Annotated in this window: 22 protein-coding genes and 1 riboswitch; of the genes, 21 read left to right on the top strand and 1 reads right to left on the bottom strand. The window is 67.0% G+C overall.

Translation table 11 applies throughout. The features are described 5' to 3' along the window. Nucleotides 1-48: 48 nt before the first annotated feature. From AB3G45_RS09315 to AB3G45_RS09215, 21 genes are all read left to right on the top strand, one after another. Complete coding sequence (locus AB3G45_RS09315; protein ID WP_367830277.1) at nt 49-492, top strand: helix-turn-helix domain-containing protein; 444 nt, start codon at nt 49-51, stop codon at nt 490-492. A 6-nt stretch (nt 493-498) separates the two neighbouring features. Further along, entirely contained in the window at nt 499-2298 is a 1800-nt protein-coding gene (locus AB3G45_RS09310; protein ID WP_367830276.1) for a hypothetical protein, read from the top strand. Between the two features lie 26 nt (nt 2299-2324). After that, nucleotides 2325-2561 carry a hypothetical protein gene (locus AB3G45_RS09305; RefSeq protein WP_367830275.1) on the top strand — a complete coding sequence of 79 codons (237 nt, stop codon included), beginning with the start codon at nt 2325-2327 and terminating at the stop codon, nt 2559-2561. Between the two features lie 42 nt (nt 2562-2603). Next, nucleotides 2604-3788: a YcaO-like family protein gene (locus tag AB3G45_RS09300; RefSeq protein ID WP_367830274.1), complete on the top strand. Its 1185-nt coding sequence runs from the start codon at nt 2604-2606 to the stop codon at nt 3786-3788. Further along, entirely contained in the window at nt 3785-4498 is a 714-nt protein-coding gene (locus AB3G45_RS09295) for a TfuA-like protein (RefSeq protein ID WP_367830273.1), read from the top strand. The genes AB3G45_RS09300 and AB3G45_RS09295 overlap by 4 nt, the downstream gene beginning before the upstream one ends. A gap of 120 nt (nt 4499-4618) precedes the next feature. Then, a complete protein-coding gene (locus tag AB3G45_RS09290) occupies nt 4619-4843 on the top strand; it encodes a hypothetical protein (RefSeq protein WP_367830272.1) in 225 nt (74 codons plus the stop codon). Between the two features lie 220 nt (nt 4844-5063). Continuing rightward, a complete protein-coding gene (locus AB3G45_RS09285) occupies nt 5064-6200 on the top strand; it encodes an ABC transporter substrate-binding protein (protein WP_367830271.1) in 1137 nt (378 codons plus the stop codon). Between the two features lie 61 nt (nt 6201-6261). Beyond that, nucleotides 6262-7182, top strand: coding sequence for a branched-chain amino acid ABC transporter permease (locus AB3G45_RS09280; RefSeq protein ID WP_367830270.1), 921 nt, complete (start codon nt 6262-6264; stop codon nt 7180-7182). Nucleotides 7183-7185: 3 nt separating this feature from the next. Continuing rightward, nucleotides 7186-8160, top strand: a complete 975-nt coding sequence (locus AB3G45_RS09275) for a branched-chain amino acid ABC transporter permease (RefSeq protein WP_367830269.1) — start codon at nt 7186-7188, stop codon at nt 8158-8160. Continuing rightward, the gene (locus tag AB3G45_RS09270) at nt 8153-8902 is read left to right on the top strand and encodes an ABC transporter ATP-binding protein (protein ID WP_367830268.1); all 750 of its coding nucleotides are present in this window, start codon (nt 8153-8155) and stop codon (nt 8900-8902) included. Before AB3G45_RS09275 ends, AB3G45_RS09270 begins: the two co-directional genes overlap by 8 nt. Continuing rightward, entirely contained in the window at nt 8899-9585 is a 687-nt protein-coding gene (locus tag AB3G45_RS09265) for an ABC transporter ATP-binding protein (RefSeq protein WP_367830267.1), read from the top strand. Before AB3G45_RS09270 ends, AB3G45_RS09265 begins: the two co-directional genes overlap by 4 nt. A 14-nt stretch (nt 9586-9599) precedes the next feature. Beyond that, nucleotides 9600-10430 carry an alpha/beta hydrolase gene (locus AB3G45_RS09260; RefSeq protein WP_367830266.1) on the top strand — a complete coding sequence of 277 codons (831 nt, stop codon included), beginning with the start codon at nt 9600-9602 and terminating at the stop codon, nt 10428-10430. 4 nt (nt 10431-10434) lie between these two features. Continuing rightward, nucleotides 10435-10872 (top strand): YqaA family protein, encoded by a 438-nt coding sequence (locus AB3G45_RS09255; RefSeq protein ID WP_367830265.1) that lies wholly within the window; start codon nt 10435-10437, stop codon nt 10870-10872. 54 nt (nt 10873-10926) lie between these two features. Beyond that, nucleotides 10927-11472, top strand: coding sequence for a sigma-70 family RNA polymerase sigma factor (locus AB3G45_RS09250; protein ID WP_367830264.1), 546 nt, complete (start codon nt 10927-10929; stop codon nt 11470-11472). After that, a complete protein-coding gene (locus AB3G45_RS09245) occupies nt 11459-12232 on the top strand; it encodes an anti-sigma factor (RefSeq protein WP_367830263.1) in 774 nt (257 codons plus the stop codon). The genes AB3G45_RS09250 and AB3G45_RS09245 overlap by 14 nt, the downstream gene beginning before the upstream one ends. A gap of 31 nt (nt 12233-12263) precedes the next feature. After that, nucleotides 12264-12980 carry a Bax inhibitor-1/YccA family protein gene (locus AB3G45_RS09240; protein ID WP_367830262.1) on the top strand — a complete coding sequence of 239 codons (717 nt, stop codon included), beginning with the start codon at nt 12264-12266 and terminating at the stop codon, nt 12978-12980. A gap of 133 nt (nt 12981-13113) precedes the next feature. Then, nucleotides 13114-13230, top strand: a riboswitch (TPP riboswitch). Between the two features lie 92 nt (nt 13231-13322). Beyond that, on the top strand, nt 13323-15146 hold the full coding sequence (gene thiC, locus AB3G45_RS09235; RefSeq protein WP_367830261.1) for a phosphomethylpyrimidine synthase ThiC: 1824 nt from the start codon (nt 13323-13325) through the stop codon (nt 15144-15146). 2 nt (nt 15147-15148) lie between these two features. Then, entirely contained in the window at nt 15149-16135 is a 987-nt protein-coding gene (thiO, locus tag AB3G45_RS09230) for a glycine oxidase ThiO (protein WP_367830260.1), read from the top strand. Continuing rightward, nucleotides 16132-16329 carry a sulfur carrier protein ThiS gene (thiS, locus tag AB3G45_RS09225; protein ID WP_367830259.1) on the top strand — a complete coding sequence of 66 codons (198 nt, stop codon included), beginning with the start codon at nt 16132-16134 and terminating at the stop codon, nt 16327-16329. Before thiO ends, thiS begins: the two co-directional genes overlap by 4 nt. 1 nt (nt 16330) lies before the next feature. After that, a complete protein-coding gene (locus AB3G45_RS09220) occupies nt 16331-17104 on the top strand; it encodes a thiazole synthase (protein ID WP_367830258.1) in 774 nt (257 codons plus the stop codon). Continuing rightward, nucleotides 17101-17706, top strand: coding sequence for a thiamine phosphate synthase (locus AB3G45_RS09215; RefSeq protein WP_367830257.1), 606 nt, complete (start codon nt 17101-17103; stop codon nt 17704-17706). Before AB3G45_RS09220 ends, AB3G45_RS09215 begins: the two co-directional genes overlap by 4 nt. Here AB3G45_RS09215 and AB3G45_RS09210 read toward each other — a convergent pair whose 3' ends face one another. Continuing rightward, the gene (locus tag AB3G45_RS09210; RefSeq protein WP_367830256.1) at nt 17707-18552 is read right to left on the bottom strand and encodes an amidohydrolase; all 846 of its coding nucleotides are present in this window, start codon (nt 18550-18552) and stop codon (nt 17707-17709) included. Nucleotides 18553-18569 lie beyond the last annotated feature (17 nt).

Raw genomic sequence — 18569 nt, 5'->3', positions numbered from 1 at the left:
ACGCGTATCTCGCCATGCCCCGGCATGTCCAACAGGGGAGAAAGCCTCATGACCAAGAAAACACCGAACCCGATCGACGTCTTCGTCGGTTCTCGCGTCCGCCTGCGCCGGCTGATGGTGGGCATGAGCCAGGAAGCCCTCGCCGACCGTCTCGGCGTCACCTTCCAGCAGGTACAGAAGTATGAGAAGGGCACCAACCGCATCAGCGCCAGCCGCCTGCAGGCGATCGCCGAAGTGTTCCGCGTTCCGCCGGGCTTCTTCTTCCAGGACGAGGACAGCGCCATGCCGGCCGCCGGCGCCGGGCACGAGACGGGCGACGTCTCCACCTTCGTCTCCTCCAAGGAGGGCCTCGACCTCAACCGCGCCTTCCTGAAGATCGACGATACGGGCGTGCGCAAGTCGATCATCGCTCTGGCCACCGCGCTTTCCAAGGCCAGCGCCGCCGCCGAAGCCGGCGAACGCGCGGACAGCGCACCGGAACTGCGGATCTGACCCCACATGCCGGCCCGGCTGCAGACGCTCGGTCACCTGCGCCTGCTCGACGAGGGCGGCAATGACATCGTCTTTCCCGAAAAGGCGCTTCTGATCCTCTGCTACCTCGTGGCGCGCGGCATCAACGACATGCCGCGGGCGGATGCCGCGAGCCTCTTCTGGGACGATGCCAACAGCGCCGCCGCCTTCGCCAACCTGCGACAGACCGTTTCGCGGACCCAGAAACGTCAGCGCGAACTGGGCCGGACCTATCTCAGCTTCACCGACACCACGATCGCGCTCGGTCAGGACGCCATCGAAAGCGATATCGAGGCGATGCGCGAGGGCGCGGGTCTTGCCGTACTCGCCGCCGCCCTGACCGACGACTTCCTCAAATATGTGAAAGCCGGCAACCGGGCGCTTTCGAGCTGGATCATGCTGCAGCGGGCCGCGCACATGGCCCTCCTGCGCGGCGCGCTGCTGGAGGGCGGCGCCGGCACACGGCAGGCCCGTGCGGCCGCCGCCCTGCGCCTCCTGGAGAGCAACCCGGACGATGAGGAGGTGCGCGCCGTACTGACGGGCCGGCCGGCAACGTCCGAAAGCCTCATGACCTTGCAGCCGCATACCCGCATGCCGGCATCGGAGGGGGCCGAGGTCACGCTTGCCCGGCCGAACCCGCCGCGCGTCGTGCTGCTGCCGCCGGTCACGACGCTGGCCGCCCGGACCGCCGCCCGCTTCAGCGAAGCGCTGATCGAGGACGTGACGATCGGGCTCTGCGCCCTGCGATCCATTTCGATCATCGCCCCGCACACCGCCGCGCTGATCTCGCTCCAGGCCGACAGGGCCGCCACCTATGAGCGCCACAAGATCAGCTACATCCTGGAAACGCGGCTGCGCGACGAGGGCCATCACCATACGCTCTTCGCCCAGCTCATCTTCTTCGGCAGCGATGAGGTGATCTGGGCCGAGCGCTTCCCGCTCTCCGCCGAGGGCCTTGCCCGTTCGCGGCAGATGATCGCCCACCAGATCGCCGGGGCGATCGCCACCGAGATCGAGCGCAACGAGGTGGTGCACCGCGACTACGAGCAGGATGCCGGCGCCTACCGCAGCTTCCTCATCGGCCAGGGCCAGCTGAAGAACCTCGACCTGCGCGACATCCGCCGCGCCCGCAAGAGCTTTCGCGAGGCCCTGCAGGTCAACAGCGGCTTCGCCCCGGCGATCGGCGGCCTGGCACGCACCTATTTCCTCGAATGGCTGCTGACGGCGCGCGGCGATGCGGACCTGCTGCGCCAGGCCGAGCATTTCGCGGAGGAAACCATCCGCGTCGACGAGCGCCTGCCCTCGGGATACCGCGAACTCGGCGTGGTCAAACTCTATGCCCGCCAGTTCGACGAAAGCACCGCCTATCTCGACCGCGCCGAGGCGCTGAGCCCGCATTATGCCAATGTCATCGCGAGCTATGCCGACACGCTGGTGCAGGCCTCGCGGCCGGATATCGGCCTGAAGAAGATCGAGCACGCGATCGAACTCAACCCGCTGCCGCCGGACGAGTATTTCTGGACCGCGGCGGGTGCCGCCTACGGGCTCGGCAAATATGAGGAAGCCCTGTCCTACATAAGCCGGATGAAGGACAAGGAACCCGTCCACCGCATATCGGCCGCTTCCTGGGCCATGCTCGGGGACCTCAAGAAGGCCCGGCTGTTCGTGCGCCGCACCTACGAGAGCAATCCCAACTTCGATCTCGATTCCTGGATGGCGATTGTCCCTTTCAAGGAGGAATGGCAGCGAAGACACTATTACGACGGACTGAAACGAGCAGGTTTTTGATTCATTGACGATAAGGGAGAACGAATATGGCAAGACTCGTTGTTTTGGGTATCGAGGGAGATGACGGCCTGTGGGTCGCCGATCTCGACGCGGGCACCGTCACGCAGATCGCCGTGCCGGCAAGCGGCCCCCTGAAGGCGGGAGACGACCTGCGCAAGGCCGGTGCGACGATAACGGCGGGCGTCGATTTCGCGGTGCGCGCGCCGGCCAACGCCACGGCCGACAATCTGACGCAGCTGTCGGGCGGCTTCTACGATACGTGATCGGCGGCTTCATGGACACGCAACCCTGACCCGGCTCGCACCGTGACCACCTATTCGGACCGCATCTGCGGTCCCGACGAGACCTGGCGCCGGATCGAGGCCTTGCTACCCCGGTTCGGCATCACGCGGTTGTCGCGCCTGACGGGGCTCGACCGCGTCGGCATTCCGGTCTGGAACGCCGTCAGTCCCAATGCCCGTTCGATCGTCATCAACCAGGGCAAGGGCATCACCGATATCGACGCCAAGGTCTCCGCCGCCATGGAGGCGCTGGAGCGCTCGATCGCCGGCGAACCGCTCGTCCCGGCACGGCGCGCAGCACGACGGGATTTCGTGGCGGCCGGCGAAACCTGCCTGCCGCTCGACATCTTCGTGGCGAGCGGGCAGGCCTTCCTTGCGGAAGACGAAGGCCTCGACTGGCTCGCCGGGCGCGATATCGTGACGGGCGAGACGGTCTGGGTGCCGCGCGAGGCCGTCTGCCTCGACAGGACCGAAACGGCGCCGCGCTTCTGGCAATCCTCCGACGGCCTCGCCTCCGGCAATTCGCAGACCGAGGCGATCCTGCATGGCCTCCTGGAGCGCGTCGAGCGGGATGCCGACCGCCTTTGGCGCCTGCTGCCGCGTGAACGGCGCATGGCAACGGCCGTCGATCCGGCCGGTCTCGCCGATCCCCTCATCGATACGCTCGCCGGCCGGTTCGGCGCGGCCGGGCTGGATCTGCGCCTCTTCGACATCACCAGCGACCTCGCCATCCCGACCTATGCCGCCGTGCTCGGCGATGCCGGCCTTGCCGCGAAGAAGCGGCCGCTGTTCCACGATGCGACCATCGGCTACGGCACCCATCCGGTTGCCGCCCGCGCCGCCATCCGCGCGCTCACCGAAGTCGCCCAATCGCGCCTCACCTCCATCAGCGGCGCGCGCGATGATCTCTTCGCCGAAACCTTCACCCGGCCGCTGCCGCCGGAAACCCTCGCGCTCTTCGAAGCCCGCCCCCGCGCAGCGAAGACCCATCCCGCGCCGGGGGGCGATGCCGCCGCGCTGCTCGCCCATTGCGTGGCAAGGCTCGGCGCATCGGGCATCGCCCCCCTCGTCGCCGTCCCGCTGGGAGACGCGACGCTCCCCGTCTGCGTCGTCAAGATGGTCGTGCCGGCGCTGGAAAGTCCGGAAGGGGCACGCCGCCATGCCTTCGGCCCGCGCGCGCTCTCGCGCATGCTGTTCGCAGCCGCATGAAGATCCTCTTTGCCGGCCCGAGCCTGCCCGATGCCGCCGCCGTCTGCGGCAGTGCGATCGTCGTCCGCCCACCCGCTGCCCAGGGCGACGTTCTTGCCGCCGTGCGTGCCGGCGCTGACGCGATCGGCATCGTCGATGGCAATTTCGAGCATGTGGCCCCCGTCTGGCACAAGGAAATCCTCTACGCGCTGGATCAGGGCGTCGCCGTCCTCGGTGCGGCCAGCATGGGTGCGCTGCGCGCCGCCGAATGCGCCGCGTTCGGCATGGTCGGCATCGGCCGCATCTACGAGGACTATGCCTGCGGCCGGCGCGTCGACGATGCGGACGTCGCCCTGCTGCATGGTCCCGCCGAACTCGGCTATCCCGCCCTCTCCCTTCCCCTCGTCAACGCCGAGGCGACCTTCGATCGGCTGGAGGCGGAGGAAGCCCTTGATAAGCATCGAATATCGATGCTCCGCGCGGCAGCGGCACGGCTCTTCTACAAGGAGCGGACCTGGCTTGCGATCATAAAACAGGCCGAAGCGGCATCGGACCGGAAGGCGCTCCTGCAACTTCTCCTCGCAGCAACGGTCGACCAGAAGCGTGCGGACGCCCTCGCCCTCGTGCACGCCCTCAAAGATTTCGACGCAAAACCCCCTGAAAAACAGGGAAACTGGACATTCCGGGCGACATCGCTCTGGCGCATCCTCGCCGATCAACCCGAAACCTGAAAAGACGGGCAGTTTCCCATTCCGCGTGTGTCACGCTCGAGTCACGCGCGCCGCTTCGGAGTCACGCCTATACTTCGCCTCAGGGGTTGGAAGCGAGCATGGCTCGAGGGGGCACAGGACATGAAAATTGAGACCATCGAAACCGAAGACAGGGGCACGGAACTGATGGCGCTGGCGCGGCTTGTCGCATTCGCGCTGGAATCGGCCAAATCGCTGAATGCCGAGGTCGCCGAATTCTGTCTGGACAAGGCACTGCATGCGGTGCTGGAGCAGATCGACGAGCCTTCGCGCATGGCGCTGACATCGAGCGATATCGTGCTGATGAACCGGTCGCCGCTCTGCTGACCGGGCGGATGAGCCGGCCGACCGGCTGCAAGTCTAGCCGCCGTCGTCCTCCGCGGCGCTGATCGTGCCGGCGGCCCGAACCTGCGGGCCGCCGCCGATCTTCCCGCAATTCTCCGATTGCGAAACGAAAACACACGGTTGCACTGATCGCGGAACTCTGAAAGGTTCTCTTCTCGAAAAACGCCCCGAAAACGGGGCCGACGGAAAGAGGGAGAACAGCATGCGGAAGTTTCTGGCGGGCGGCGTGGCCGCTCTCGCGATCGCGACGGCGGGCGTCGCCCATGCCGAACCGGTGAAGATCGGCGTCATCACCACGCTGTCGGGCGGCGGCGCGGGCCTCGGCATCGACATGCGCGACGCCTTCCAGCTCGCCATCAAGCAATCCGGCAACAGCGAGATCGAACTCGTCGTGGAAGACGATGCGCAGAAGCCGGAACTCGCCGTTCAGATCGCCGAGAAGATGATCCAGAGCGACAAGGTGGACCTGATGACGGGCATCATCTGGTCGAACCTCGCGATGGCCGTGGTGCCGAACGCGGTGGCGCAGGACGTCATCTATCTCTCGCCCAATGCCGGCCCGTCGGCGCTCGCCGGCGCGAACTGCCATGCGAACTATTTCAACGTCGCCTACCAGAACGACAACTTCCACGAGGCGATGGGCGAATACGACAACAAGGACTACAAGAAGACCTTCATCCTGGCGCCGAACTACCCGGCCGGCAAGGACGCGTTGACCGGCTTCAAGCGCTATTACAAGGGCGAGCTCGCCGGCGAGGTCTATACCCAGGTCGGCCAGACGGACTATGCCGCCGAGATCGCGGAGATCCGCGCGTCCGGCGCCGATTCCGTCTATTTCTTCCTTCCCGGCGGCATGGGCATCGCCTTCATGAAGCAATATGCCCAGTCGGGCGTTTCCATCCCCGTCACCGGGCCCGGCTTCTCCTTCAGCCAGGACGTGCTGCCGGCGATCGGCGATGCCGCGCTGGGCGTGAAGAATTCCGGCACCTGGGCGAAGGACCTCGAAAACCCGGCCAACAAGGCCTTCGTCGAAGCGTTCCAGAAGGAATACAATCGCCTGCCCTCGATCTACGCGGCGCAGAGCTGGGACACGGCCAACCTTATCCTCTCGGCCATCGGCAAGGCGAGCGTGAAGGACAAGGACGCCTTCCGCGCCGCCCTGAAGGCGGCGGATTTCGCCTCCGTGCGCGGAAAATTCAAGTTCAACACGAACAACCATCCGATCCAGGACATCTATGTCACCGAGGTCGTGAAGGAAGGCGACGTACTGACCAACAGGATCATCGCCACCGCCTTCACCGATCACGGCGACGCCTACGCCGACAAGTGCTCGATGTAATCCGCGACCGGACATCCGCCCCCGGGCGGATGTCCCCGCATGACCTTCCGGACCGGCCATCTTGTCCCTCGCCCTCCTGATCGAACAGTTCCTGAACGGGCTCCAGCTCGGCGTGATGCTGTTCCTCATCGCCGCCGGCCTGACGCTGATCTTCGGCGTGATGGGACTGATCAACCTTGCCCACGGCGCGCTCTACATGGTCGGTGCCTTCGCCTGCGCCGCGGTTGCCGCCGCGACCGGCTCCTTCTGGCTCGGGCTCGTCGCGAGCCTTGCTGCCGCCGCCGCCGCCGGCGCGCTGATGGAGGTTGCCGTCATCCGCCGGCTCTATGCCCGCGACCATCTCGACCAGGTGCTCGCCACCTTCGCGCTGATCCTCATTTTCTCGGAGGGCACACGCTGGCTCTTCGGCTCCTTCCCGCTCTATCTCGATATCCCGCCGCTGCTACAGGGCGCCGTGACGCTGCCCGGCGGCGGGCAATATCCGCTCTACCGCCTCGCCATCATCGGCGTCGGCATCGCCGTCGCCATCGGCCTCTACCTCTTGATCGGCCGCACGCGGCTCGGCATGCGCATCCGCGCGGGCGAATCCGACCGTGAGATGATCGCCGCGCTCGGCATCGACATCCGCTCGCTCTACACGATCGTCTTCGCCTTCGGCGCAGCGCTCGCCGGCCTTGCCGGCGCGCTCGTCGGCGCGCTGCAATCGGTGCAGGTCGGCATGGGCGAACCGGCTCTGATCCTCGCCTTCGTCGTCGTCGTCATCGGCGGCATCGGCTCCATCAAGGGGGCACTGATCGGCGCGGTCCTCGTCGGCCTCGTCGATACGATGGGCCGTTTCCTGCTGCCCAAGGCGCTCGCTCTGGTGATGCCGGCGACCGAGGCCGGGCCCGTCGGCGCCGCGCTCGCCTCCATGCTCATCTATATCGTGATGGCGCTGATCCTCGCCTTCCGGCCGAGCGGCCTCTTCTCGGCGAGGGCCTGAGGCATGACGGCGCGCGAAACGACGGTCAACCTCCTCCTCGTCCTCCTGCTGCCGGCCGTCGCGCTCGCGGCACTCCTCACCGGCGAGGTCTTCTACATCACGCTTGCCACCCGCGTCGCGATCCTGGCATTGGCGGCCGTCGGGCTCAACATCGCGCTCGGGCTCGGTGGCCTCGTCTCCTTCGGCCATGCCGCCTTCTTCGGCCTCGGCGGCTATGCGGCCGGCGTTTTGGCGACGCACGCCTTCAACATGGAGCCTGTCGCCTTCGGCCTGCCGGGCACGACGTCCATGCCGGCGATCTGGCTCGTCGCGATCCTGCTGTGCGGCCTCGTCGCGCTGCCGATCGGCCTCGTCAGCCTGCGCACGTCGGGCGTCTATTTCATCATGATCACGCTTGCCTTCGCGCAGATGATCTACTATTTCGCGATCTCCTGGCCGGCCTATGGCGGCGAGGACGGCCTGTCGCTTTCCATGCGCAACGGCTTTCCCGGCCTCAACACGGCAAGGCCCTTTCCCTATTTCGCCGTGGTGTTCGTGCTGCTGCTCTTGGGCCTTCTCCTCTTCCATCGCCTGCGGGCCTCCCGCTTCGGCGCGGCGCTGGAGGCCGCGCGGCAGAACCCCGTGAGGCTCGCCGCCATCGGCATCTCGCCCTTCACGATCCGCCTCGTCGCCTTCGTGCTCTCGGCCGCGATCACCGGCCTTGCCGGCGCGCTCTTTGCCGATCTCAACCGCTTCGTCAGCCCTTCCATGCTGTCCTGGCACATGTCCGGCGAATTGATCGTGCTGATCATCCTCGGCGGCAAGAGCCGCCTGTTCGGCCCGCTGGCCGGGGCTACGCTCTACGTGCTCTTCGAATATGCGCTGGGCGGCCTGACGGAACGCTGGCAGTTCTTCCTCGGCCTCGTCCTCCTCGCCGTCGTCTTCTTCGCGCGCGGCGGGCTCCTCGGCCTTCTGGCCGGGAGGTCGCGCCATGGCTGAACCGGTGCTCGAAGTCAAAGACCTCGAAAAGTCCTTCGGCGCGCTGAAGGCGACGAACGGCGCCAGCCTCGATCTCAGGCCCGGCGAGATCCACGCCCTGATCGGCCCGAACGGCGCGGGCAAGAGCACGCTGATCAACCAGATTTCCGGCGCGCTCGCGCCTGATGCCGGCAGCATCCGCTTCCTCGGCACGGACGTCACCGCGTTCGACACGGCGCGGCGCGCCCGCATGGGCCTTGCCCGCACCTTCCAGATCTCCTCGCTCGCCCAGGAGTTTTCCGCGCTGCGCAACGTCATGCTCGCCGTGCAGGCACGGCAGGGAACGAGCCTGCGCTTCTTGCGTCCCGTGGCGCGCGACACCGCGCTCACCGAACCGGCAATGCGGATGCTGTCACGCGTCGGCCTTGCCGACCGGGCCAACATCCCCGCCGCGGCGCTCTCCCACGGCGAACGCCGGCAACTGGAGATCGCCGTGGCGCTGGCGATGGAGCCGAAGGCCTTCCTGCTCGACGAGCCGATGGCCGGCATGGGGCCGGAAGGCTCCAAGGCGCTGACCGGCTTTCTCGACGGGCTGCGCCGGGAAGCGCCGATCCTGCTGGTGGAGCACGACATGGACGCCGTCTTCGCGCTGGCCGACCGCGTGTCCGTGCTGGTCTACGGCCGCATCATCGCGACCGGCAGCGTCAGCGAGATCCGCAACGACCCCGAGGTGCGCCGGGCCTATCTGGGAGAACCCGCATGAGCCTGCTCGTGCTTGAGGCGGTCGAGACCTTCTACGGCGCCTCGCAGGCGCTGTTCGGCGTGTCGCTTGCGGTCGGCGAGGGCGAGGTGGTGGCGCTGATGGGCCGCAACGGCATGGGTAAGACGACGACGATCCGCTCGATCCTCGGCCTGACGCCGGCCCGTGCCGGCCGCATCGCCTTCGACGGCAAGGCCGTGACTTCCCTCCTGCCGCACCGTATCGCCCGGCTCGGGATCGGCCTCGTGCCCGAGGGGCGCCGCTGCTTCGCCAACCTGACGGTCGAGGAAAACCTCCTCGCCTCCGCCCGGCGCGGCGCCTGGACGCTGGCGAAGGTCGTCGATCTCTTTCCAAGGCTCGGCGAGCGGCTGGGGCAATATGCCGACACGCTGTCCGGCGGCGAGCAGCAGATGCTGGCGATCGGCCGCGCGCTGATGACCAACCCGAAGCTCCTCATCCTCGACGAGGCGACCGAAGGGCTGGCGCCGGTGATCCGGCAGGATATCTGGGCGGCGATCCGGCGGCTGAAGGCGGAAGGCCAGTCGATCCTCGTCGTCGACAAGACGCTTTCCGAGCTCCTGCCGCTCACCGACCGCTGCTGTGTGCTGGAAAAGGGCCGCACGGTGTTTTCCGGTCCGCCGCCGGCCTTCACCCGGGAGCTGCAGGACCGCTATCTCGGCGTTTAGGAAGGAAGGACCGCATGTTCGGCTACAGGATCACCGACTGGGACGACGCCTATGAGAACGGCAGCAACATTCCGGGCGGCGCCCGCTGGCCCGCCGCCTGGGTGGAGCCGGCAGAGCGGATGCGCGCGGCGCTTGCCGCCGAAGGCCGGACAAGGCTCGACCTTGCCTATGGCGAGGGCGAGCGCAATCGCCTCGACCTCTTCCTACCCGAGGGCACGCCATGCGGCCTCGTCGTCTACGTGCATGGCGGCTTCTGGCTGCGGCTCGACAAGAGCTTCTGGTCGCATCTTGCCGCCGGTCCCCTTGCCCATGGCTACGCCGTCGCCGTGCCCTCCTACACGCTCTGCCCGGCGATCCGCCTCGGCGGCATCGTGCGCGAGGTCGCGGCGGCGATCGAGACGGCAGCAGGTCTGGTCGCCGGCGACCTCCGCCTGATCGGCCATTCTGCCGGCGGCCAGCTCGTCAGCCGCATGGTATCGCAAGCCTCGCCGCTTTCCGCCGAAACGCTCGCCCGCATCCGCCATGTCCTCTCCCTCTCCGGCCTGCACGACCTGCGCCCGCTCATGCCCACCGCCATGAACGAACGGCTGCATATCGACGAGGCGGAGGCCATCGCCGAGAGCCCGGCCCTGCTGCGCCCCGTCACGGGCACACGGCTCACCTGCTGGGCGGGTGCCATGGAGCGGGCGGAGTTCCTGCGCCAGAACGCCCTGCTCGCCAACATCTGGACCGGTCTCGGCGCCACGACGGCGACCATCGTCGAGCCGAACCGGCACCATTTCGACATCGTCGACGGCCTTGCCGATCCCGGGCATCCCCTCACCCGAACCCTGCTTTCGCCCTGATCCGATGGGCACGCTTGCCGCCTATGGCGGGCTCTTCCTCGCCGCGCTCGTCGCCGCCACCATCCTGCCGGCGCAATCGGAAACCGTGCTCGGCGGCCTGCTGGCCACCGCAACCTATTCCCCAATCCTGCTGATCCTCGTCGCCGGCACCGGCAATGTGCTGGGCTCGGTCGTCAACTGGCTGCTCGGCCGCGGCGTCGAGCGGTTCCGCGGCGCGCGGTGGTTTCCCGTCAGCGACGGCAACCTCGAACGGGCCGGTCGGTGGTATCGCAGATACGGCTGGTGGAGCCTGCTGCTCAGCTGGATGCCGGTCATCGGCGACCCGTTGACGGTGGCCGCCGGCATCATGCGCGAACCCTTCCTGCGCTTCCTCGCCGTCGTCTCCATCGCCAAGTTCGGCCGCTACATCGTGCTCGCCGCCCTCGTGCTGCACTGGTTCTGAAAATTTTTCCAGCAGGAGTGGAATGGGCGCCGCCCGGCTTTCGTATACTGGGGTATGAACGGAAAGACACCCGGCTTCAACGTGATCGGACAGCTCGCAGCGCTCAGGCGCTACGCGCTCTCGCTCGTGCGCAATCCGGACGAGGCCGAGGACCTGGTGCACGACGCGCTGGTCAAGGCCTACGAGCGGCAGTCGACCTTCCGCACCGGCGCCAGCGTGCGCAACTGGCTGATGTCGATCCTGCACAACGCGCATGTCGACCGGCTGCGCCAGCGCCGCTCGCAGGAACGCCGGCACGATGCCGCCGCGGAATTGACGGAGGCGTCCGTTCCGGCGAACCAGGACCATTCGGTGCGCCTGACGCAGCTCCGCAACGCCTTCTTCGCCCTGCCGGAAGACCAGCGCGAGGCCCTGCATCTCGTCGCGATCGAGGAGCTTTCCTACCAGGAGGCGGCCGAAACGCTGGGCATTCCGGTCGGCACGCTGATGTCGCGCGTCGCCCGCGCCCGCCAGCGGCTGCGCGCCTTCGAACAGAGCGGCACAGCCGCTCCCGTCACACATCTCAGGCTCGTCGGAGGCACTGGCGATGACCAGCAATGACCCCATTCTCGAAACCGACCTCAACGCCTATGTCGACGAGCAGCTTGCCGTCGGCCGGCGCATCGAGGTGGAGGCCTATCTTTCGGAACGGCCGGAGGTCGCCGCGCAGATCATGAAGGACCTGCGCGTGCGCGACGAACTGCGCCTGGCGCTCGCCGACCACCGCACGGTGATCCGGCAGGAAACGCGCGAGGCCGCGCGGCTCCTCGAACGCGCGCTGTCGCGCCGCCGCATCTTCTCCGTCTTCCGCCGCGCCGCGGCCATCGCCCTGTTCGTTACCGCCGGCTGGACGGCCCATGCCGTGCTCGGCCCGTTCGGCGCCACCGAGGTCGTTGCCTCCACGCCGCCACCCGCCTTCGTGGAGGAGGCGGTGCGCGCGCACAAGACGACGCTGCTGCGCGACACCATGACCTCCCAGCCGGAGATCGAGACCTTCGATCCGGCCGAGATCCGCTCGGCCACCGCGATCGTGCTGCCGGACCTGCCGAAGGGCTGGGGCGTGATCGACACGCAGGTCTTCCCCTCCGCCTATGGCCCGAGCGTCGAACTGGTGCTGGAGCCGCGCAAGGGCGAGCGCCTGTCGCTCTTTGCCGTGCGCCCCGGCTCGTTCGGCGTGCAGCACGTCCTGCTCTTCCACGCCGACAATGCCCGGGCCGCCTACTGGCAGATCGGCGACGTCGCCTATGCGCTGGTGTCGGAAAGCCGAAAGGCCGACGACCTGGCTGAAACCGCGCGCGACCTCTCGCGCACGCTCTACTGATCAACCGCTTCCAAACCGAAGGAGACATTCGATGGACCCCGTACAACAGCGATTTGGCTACGGCGCGCAGGCGCAGTCGGCCGCCCTCTTCGACGAGGGCCTGCGCCAGCACATGCTGCGCGTCTACAACTATATGGGCGCCGGCCTCGTCATCACCGGCCTCGTCGCCTTCATCGTCGGCTCGACGCCGGCGCTCTACGTGCCGATCTTCTCCTCGCCGCTGAAATGGGTGGTGATGCTGGCGCCGCTCGCCTTCGTCTTCTTCTTCTCGTTCAAGATCCAGACGATGTCGGCCAGCGCCGCGCAGATGACCTTCTGGGCCTTCTGCGCCGTCATGGGCCTGTCGCTCGCCTCGGTGTTCCTCGTCTTCACCGGCACGAGCATCGCCCGCACCTTCTTTATCGCCGCCACCATGTTCGGTACGACGAGCCTCTACGGCTATGTGACGAAGCGTGACCTTTCGAAGTTCGGCTCGTTCCTGATCATGGGCCTCATCGGCGTCATCATCGCCTCGATCGTCAACATCTTCCTCGGCTCGAGCGCCCTGCAGTTCGCCATTTCCGTGATCGGCATCGTCGTCTTCGTCGGCCTCACCGCCTGGGACACGCAGAACATCAAGGAACAGTACGCCGAGAACATCGACCAGGAATCGCAGCAGAAGATGGCCGTGTTCGGCGCGCTTTCGCTCTACCTGAACTTCGTCAACATCTTCCAGCTGCTGCTGAACTTCACCGGCGAACGTGAATAGTTTTCGCCCGGGATTTCAAAGAGAACGGCGGGGCAAAACCCCGCCGTTTTCATTTCCCGCACCGTAATATACGTAAGTTATTTTTTACATATTTTACCCGGTTGACAAATCACCACGTAGCGTCTTTGCTTGGGGCATTCACCAGGGGGGTCCCGACAAGGGGCTGAGATACTGCTGGCTTTCGCAGCGCAGTGACCCGTTGAACCTGATCCAGTTCATACTGGCGTAGGGACGGTGCAAGCGCTGTAGAACCCGTAATCCGCAACCCGGATTCCGCCTACGCGTCCTTCCATCATTCCGGCTCTAGGACTGGGTCTCCAACCGCAAACTTGGAGCCTCACGATGAATATTGCCGCCCAGAAGCTCACCCCCACCGTCACGACCGGCGCCCTGCCCGCCTCGCGCAAGATCCACATAGCCGGCGAGCAGCACCCGCAGATCCGCGTGCCGATGCGCGAGATCGCCCTGCATCCGACCTCCGGCGAACCGCCGGTCATCGTCTACGACGCCTCCGGCCCCTATACCGACCCCGCCCATGTCGTCTCCATCGAGGGCGGCCTGCCGCGGCTGCGCGCGGCCTGGGTCGCGGCGCGCGGCGACACCGAGGAATACGACGGCCGCCACATCCGCCCGGAGGACAACGGCTTTGCCACCGGCGAGCGGCTGACGCCGGAATTCCCGATCCGCAACCGCCCGCGCCGGGCGAAGGACGGCAAGGCCGTCACCCAGATCGCCTATGCCCGCGCCGGCATCATCACGCCGGAAATGGAATTCATCGCCATCCGCGAAAACCTCGGTCGCAAGGCCGCCAAGCAAGCGCTCGTCCGCGACGGCGAGAGCTTCGGCGCCCATATCCCCGATTTCGTGACGCCGGAATTCGTTCGCCAGGAAGTCGCGAGCGGCCGGGCCATCATCCCGGCCAACATCAACCATCCGGAGGCCGAGCCGATGATCATCGGCCGGAACTTCCTGGTGAAGATCAACGCCAATATCGGCAATTCCGCCGTCACCTCCTCCATGGCGGAAGAGGTGGAGAAGATGGTCTGGGCGATCCGCTGGGGCGGCGATACGGTCATGGACCTCTCCACCGGCCGCAACATCCACAACATCCGCGAATGGATCGTCCGCAATTCTCCGGTCCCGATCGGCACCGTGCCGCTCTACCAGGCGCTGGAGAAGGTCAACGGCATTGCCGAGGACCTCACCTGGGAGGTCTTCCGCGACACGCTGATCGAGCAGGCCGAGCAGGGCGTCGACTATTTCACCATCCATGCCGGCGTGCGGCTCGCCTATATCCCGCTCACCGTGAACCGCGTCACCGGCATCGTCTCGCGCGGCGGCTCGATCATGGCCAAGTGGTGTCTCCATCACCACCGGGAAAGCTTCCTCTACGAGCATTTCGACGAGATCTGCGACATCGCCCAAGCCTATGACGTCTCCTTCTCGCTCGGCGACGGCCTGCGCCCCGGCTCGATCGCCGACGCCAACGACGCCGCGCAGTTCGCCGAACTCGAAACGCTCGGCGAACTGACGCAGATCGCCTGGGCGAAGGATTGCCAGGTCATGATCGAAGGCCCCGGCCATGTGCCGATGCACAAGATCAAGGAGAACATGGACAAGCAGTTGAAGACCTGCGGCGAGGCACCGTTCTATACGCTCGGGCCGCTGACGACGGACATCGCACCCGGCTACGACCACATCACCTCGGGCATCGGCGCGGCGATGATTGGCTGGTTCGGTACGGCCATGCTCTGCTACGTCACGCCGAAGGAACATCTCGGCCTGCCCGACCGAGACGACGTGAAGGTCGGCGTCATCACCTACAAGATCGCCGCCCACGCCGCCGATCTCGCCAAGGGCCATCCGGCGGCGAAGACCCGCGACGACGCGCTGTCGCGCGCCCGCTTCGAATTCCGCTGGGAGGACCAGTTCAACCTCTCGCTCGACCCGGAGACCGCCCGCGCCTTCCACGACGAGACGCTGCCGAAGGAGGCGCACAAGGTGGCACATTTCTGCTCCATGTGCGGCCCGAAATTCTGCTCCATGCGCATCTCGCACGATATTCGCGCCGAAGCGCAGAAGGAGGGGCTGGAGGCCATGGCGGCGAAATATCGTGACGGCGGCGACCTCTACATGCCGCTTTCCGACGTCGCGGCGGGAGAATGACCATGCGCGTCCTCGTCAAAGGAGCCGGCGTCGCCGGCCTCACGGTCGCCTGGCAGCTCTATCGCCACGGTTTCGACGTCACCATCGCCGAGCAGGCCGAAAAGGTCGGCCTCGGCGCTTCCGGCTTTGCCGGCGGCATGCTGGCCCCCTGGTGTGAGCGCGAAAGCGCGGAGGAACCCGTCGTGACGCTCGGCCGCTCGGCCGCCGACTGGTGGGAGGCGGCCGTGCCCGGTCATGTCACGCGTCGCGGAACGCTGGTCGTCGCCGCCGGCCGCGATGCCGGGGAGCTCGACCGTTTCGCCCGCCGCACGAGCGGCTGGGAATGGCTGGATGCCGCGGCCATCGCCGATCTGGAGCCCGATCTTGCCAGCCGCTTCCCCAGGGCGCTGTTCTTCCGGCAGGAGGCCCATCTCGACCCGCAACGCGCGCTCTCGGCCCTCACTGCCGGGCTGGAGGAGGCGCGCATGCGCTTCCTCTTCGGCGCGGACGGCACGCCGGATGCCGCACGCTACGACCGCGTGGTCGACTGCACCGGCGCCGCGCAGATCGGCAGCCTGCCGGACCTCAGGGGCGTGCGCGGCGAGATGCTCTATGTGGAAACTTCGGAGGTCAACCTCTCCCGCCCCGTCCGCCTGCTGCATCCGCGCCACCCGATCTACATCGTGCCGCGCGGAAGGAACCGCTTCATGGTGGGCGCGACGATGATCGAGAGCGCCGACGGCGGCGGCATCACCGCCCGTTCGCTCATGGAACTGCTGAACGCCGCCTATACGCTGCACCCCGCCTTCGGTGAGGCGCGGCTTACGGAAACAGGCGCCGGCATCCGCCCGGCCTATCCCGACAACCTGCCGCGCGTCAGCGAGCACGACGGCACGCTGCATGTGAACGGTCTCTACCGCCACGGCTTCCTGCTCGCCCCCGCCATGGCGGGCGAGGTCGCGCGGCGGCTCCTCGTAGAGCAGGCACAACCGGAAAGGAGGGCGTCATGACCTTCATCATCAACGGCGAGGAACAGGAGGTCGCGGCGGCGACGCTTGCCGACCTGCTCGCTGCCCTCGACTACGAGGGCGAGTGGCTGGCGACGGCCGTCAACGGCGAGCTGGTGCACCGCGAGGACCGCGCCGGCTTCACGCTCGGCGCGCGCGACCGCATCGAAATCCTCTCGCCCATGCAGGGAGGCTGACATGCTGAAGCTCTACGATAAGGAGGTGCGCTCCCGCCTGCTGCTCGGCACCGCCCGCTATCCCTCCCCCGCGATCCTCGCCGAGGCCGTGCGCCGCGCGAAGGCGGAGATCGTCACCGTGTCGCTGCGCCGCGAAACCGCCGGCGGCAAGGGGGGCGGTGCGTTCTTCGAGCTGATCCATGCGCTCGGCGTGCATGTCCTGCCCAACACCGCCGGCTGCCACAGCGTGCAGGAGGCCGTGCTGACGGCGAAAATGGCCCGCGAGGTCTTCCGCACGGACTGGATCAAGCTGGAGGTGATCGGCCATCACGACACCCTGCAGCCCGACGTCTTCGGCCTCGTCGAGGCCGCCCGCATCCTGACGGGAGAAGGCTTCCGGGTCTTCCCCTATACGACGGACGACCTCGTCGTCGCGGAAAAGCTGATCGAGGCCGGCTGCCGCGTGCTGATGCCGTGGTGCGCGCCGATCGGCTCGGCCATGGGGCCGGTGAACCAGATGGCGCTCAAGACGTTTCGTGCGCATTTCCCCGAGGTGCCGCTGATCGTCGATGCCGGCATCGGTCGCCCCTCGCACGCCGCCGGCGTCATGGAACTCGGCTATGATGCCGTGCTGCTCAACACCGCCGTCGCCGGCGCCGGCGATCCGGCCGCGATGGCCGAGGCCTTCGCGCTCGCCATCGATGCCGGCCGCCTCGCCCATGCCGCCGTGCCGCTGGAGCCGCGCGACATGGCCGTCCCCTCCACCCCCGTCATCGGAAAGGCGGTCTTCTCATGACGCTCGATCCCTTCTACCTCATCGTCGACAGCGCCGACTGGATCGACCGGCTCGTGCCGGTCGGCGTGAAACTCGTGCAACTGCGCATGAAGGACACGCCGGACGATCGTCTGCGTGACGAGATCCGCCGGGCGAAAACCACATGCGCCGAACATGGCTGCCAGCTCATCGTCAACGACTACTGGCGGATCGCCATCGAGGAGGGCTGCGATTACGTGCATCTGGGACAGGAGGATCTGGCGACCGCCGATGTCGGCGCCATCCGCGCGGCGGGAATGAAGCTCGGTCTTTCCACCCATGACGGCGCGGAGCTCGACATCGCGCTGGCGGCGAGGCCCGACTATGTCGCGCTCGGCCCTGTCTGGCCGACGATCCTGAAGAAGATGAAGTGGGCGCCGCAAGGCGTCGAACGCCTCCGGGACTGGAAGGCGCGCATCACGCCGCTTCCCCTCGTCGCCATCGGCGGCCTCAATCCGGATCGCCTGCAAGCCGTCTTCGAAAACGGCGCCGACAGCGCCGCCGTGGTGACGGATATCACGCTGAACGCCGATCCGGAGGCGCGCACGCGCGAATGGATCGAACGCACGGCGCGCTGGCGGTGATCACGCCTTCGGCGCGATCTTCCAGAGTCGCACGGCATTTTCCGAGAGCACGCGGCGCTTGTCCTCAAGGCTGATGCCCGACAGCAGCGCCTGCGTCGCGCCGATCCAGGTGGAAAGCCCGCCGCCGAGCGTGCAGACCGGCCAGTCGCTGCCCCAGACCATGCGTTCGAAGCCGAAATGCTCCGCCACATGGGCGAAATAGGGCTTCAGGTCCTCCAGCGTCCAGTCTTCCGCGCCATAGGCGGGAATGCCGGACAGCTTCACCGTGACGTTCGGCCGGCGCGCAATCTCCGCGACCGGCCCCTTCCAGGCGTCGAAACCGCCGCCCTTGATGTCGGGCACGCCGCAATGGTCGAGCACGAAGGATACGTCGGGCGCAAGGTCCGCCAGCCCGATCGCCTTCCCGATCTGGTGCGGCAGGACGCAAAGGTCGAAATTGAGGCCGGTGCCCGCCAGCCGCCTTATGTTCTCGCGGAAGAGCGCGCCTTCGGAAGCATCGTCCGGCACGACATGCAGCACACGGCGGAAACCTCGCACGAAGGGATTGGCAAGGACCGTATCGAGATAGGCCGGAAAATCCGGCGATTCCGGCCGGCAGGCGGCAATAGTGCCGACGAGCAGGCTGCCCGCTTCCTCCGCAAGCTCCTCGACCATGGCCGTCTCGCGCGCGATATCGCCCTCCGCCACATCCACTTCCATATGCAGCGCCGCGACGATGCCGAGGCGGCGCGCTTCCCGCGCATAGGTCTCCTGCGTGAAATCGGCATCGAGCAGCGGCACGCCGGCAAGCCAGGGATAGGACAGCCGGTCCCGGTAGATGAGATGCAGGTGCGTATCGACGATCATGCGGGCCTCCTCCAAGC

It is taken from the genome of Shinella sp. S4-D37 (genome assembly GCF_040812195.1).
Classification (GTDB): Bacteria; Pseudomonadota; Alphaproteobacteria; order Rhizobiales; family Rhizobiaceae; genus Shinella.
Note: the sequence above shows the minus strand (reverse complement) of the source record. Positions and strands in the feature narration are given on the sequence as shown.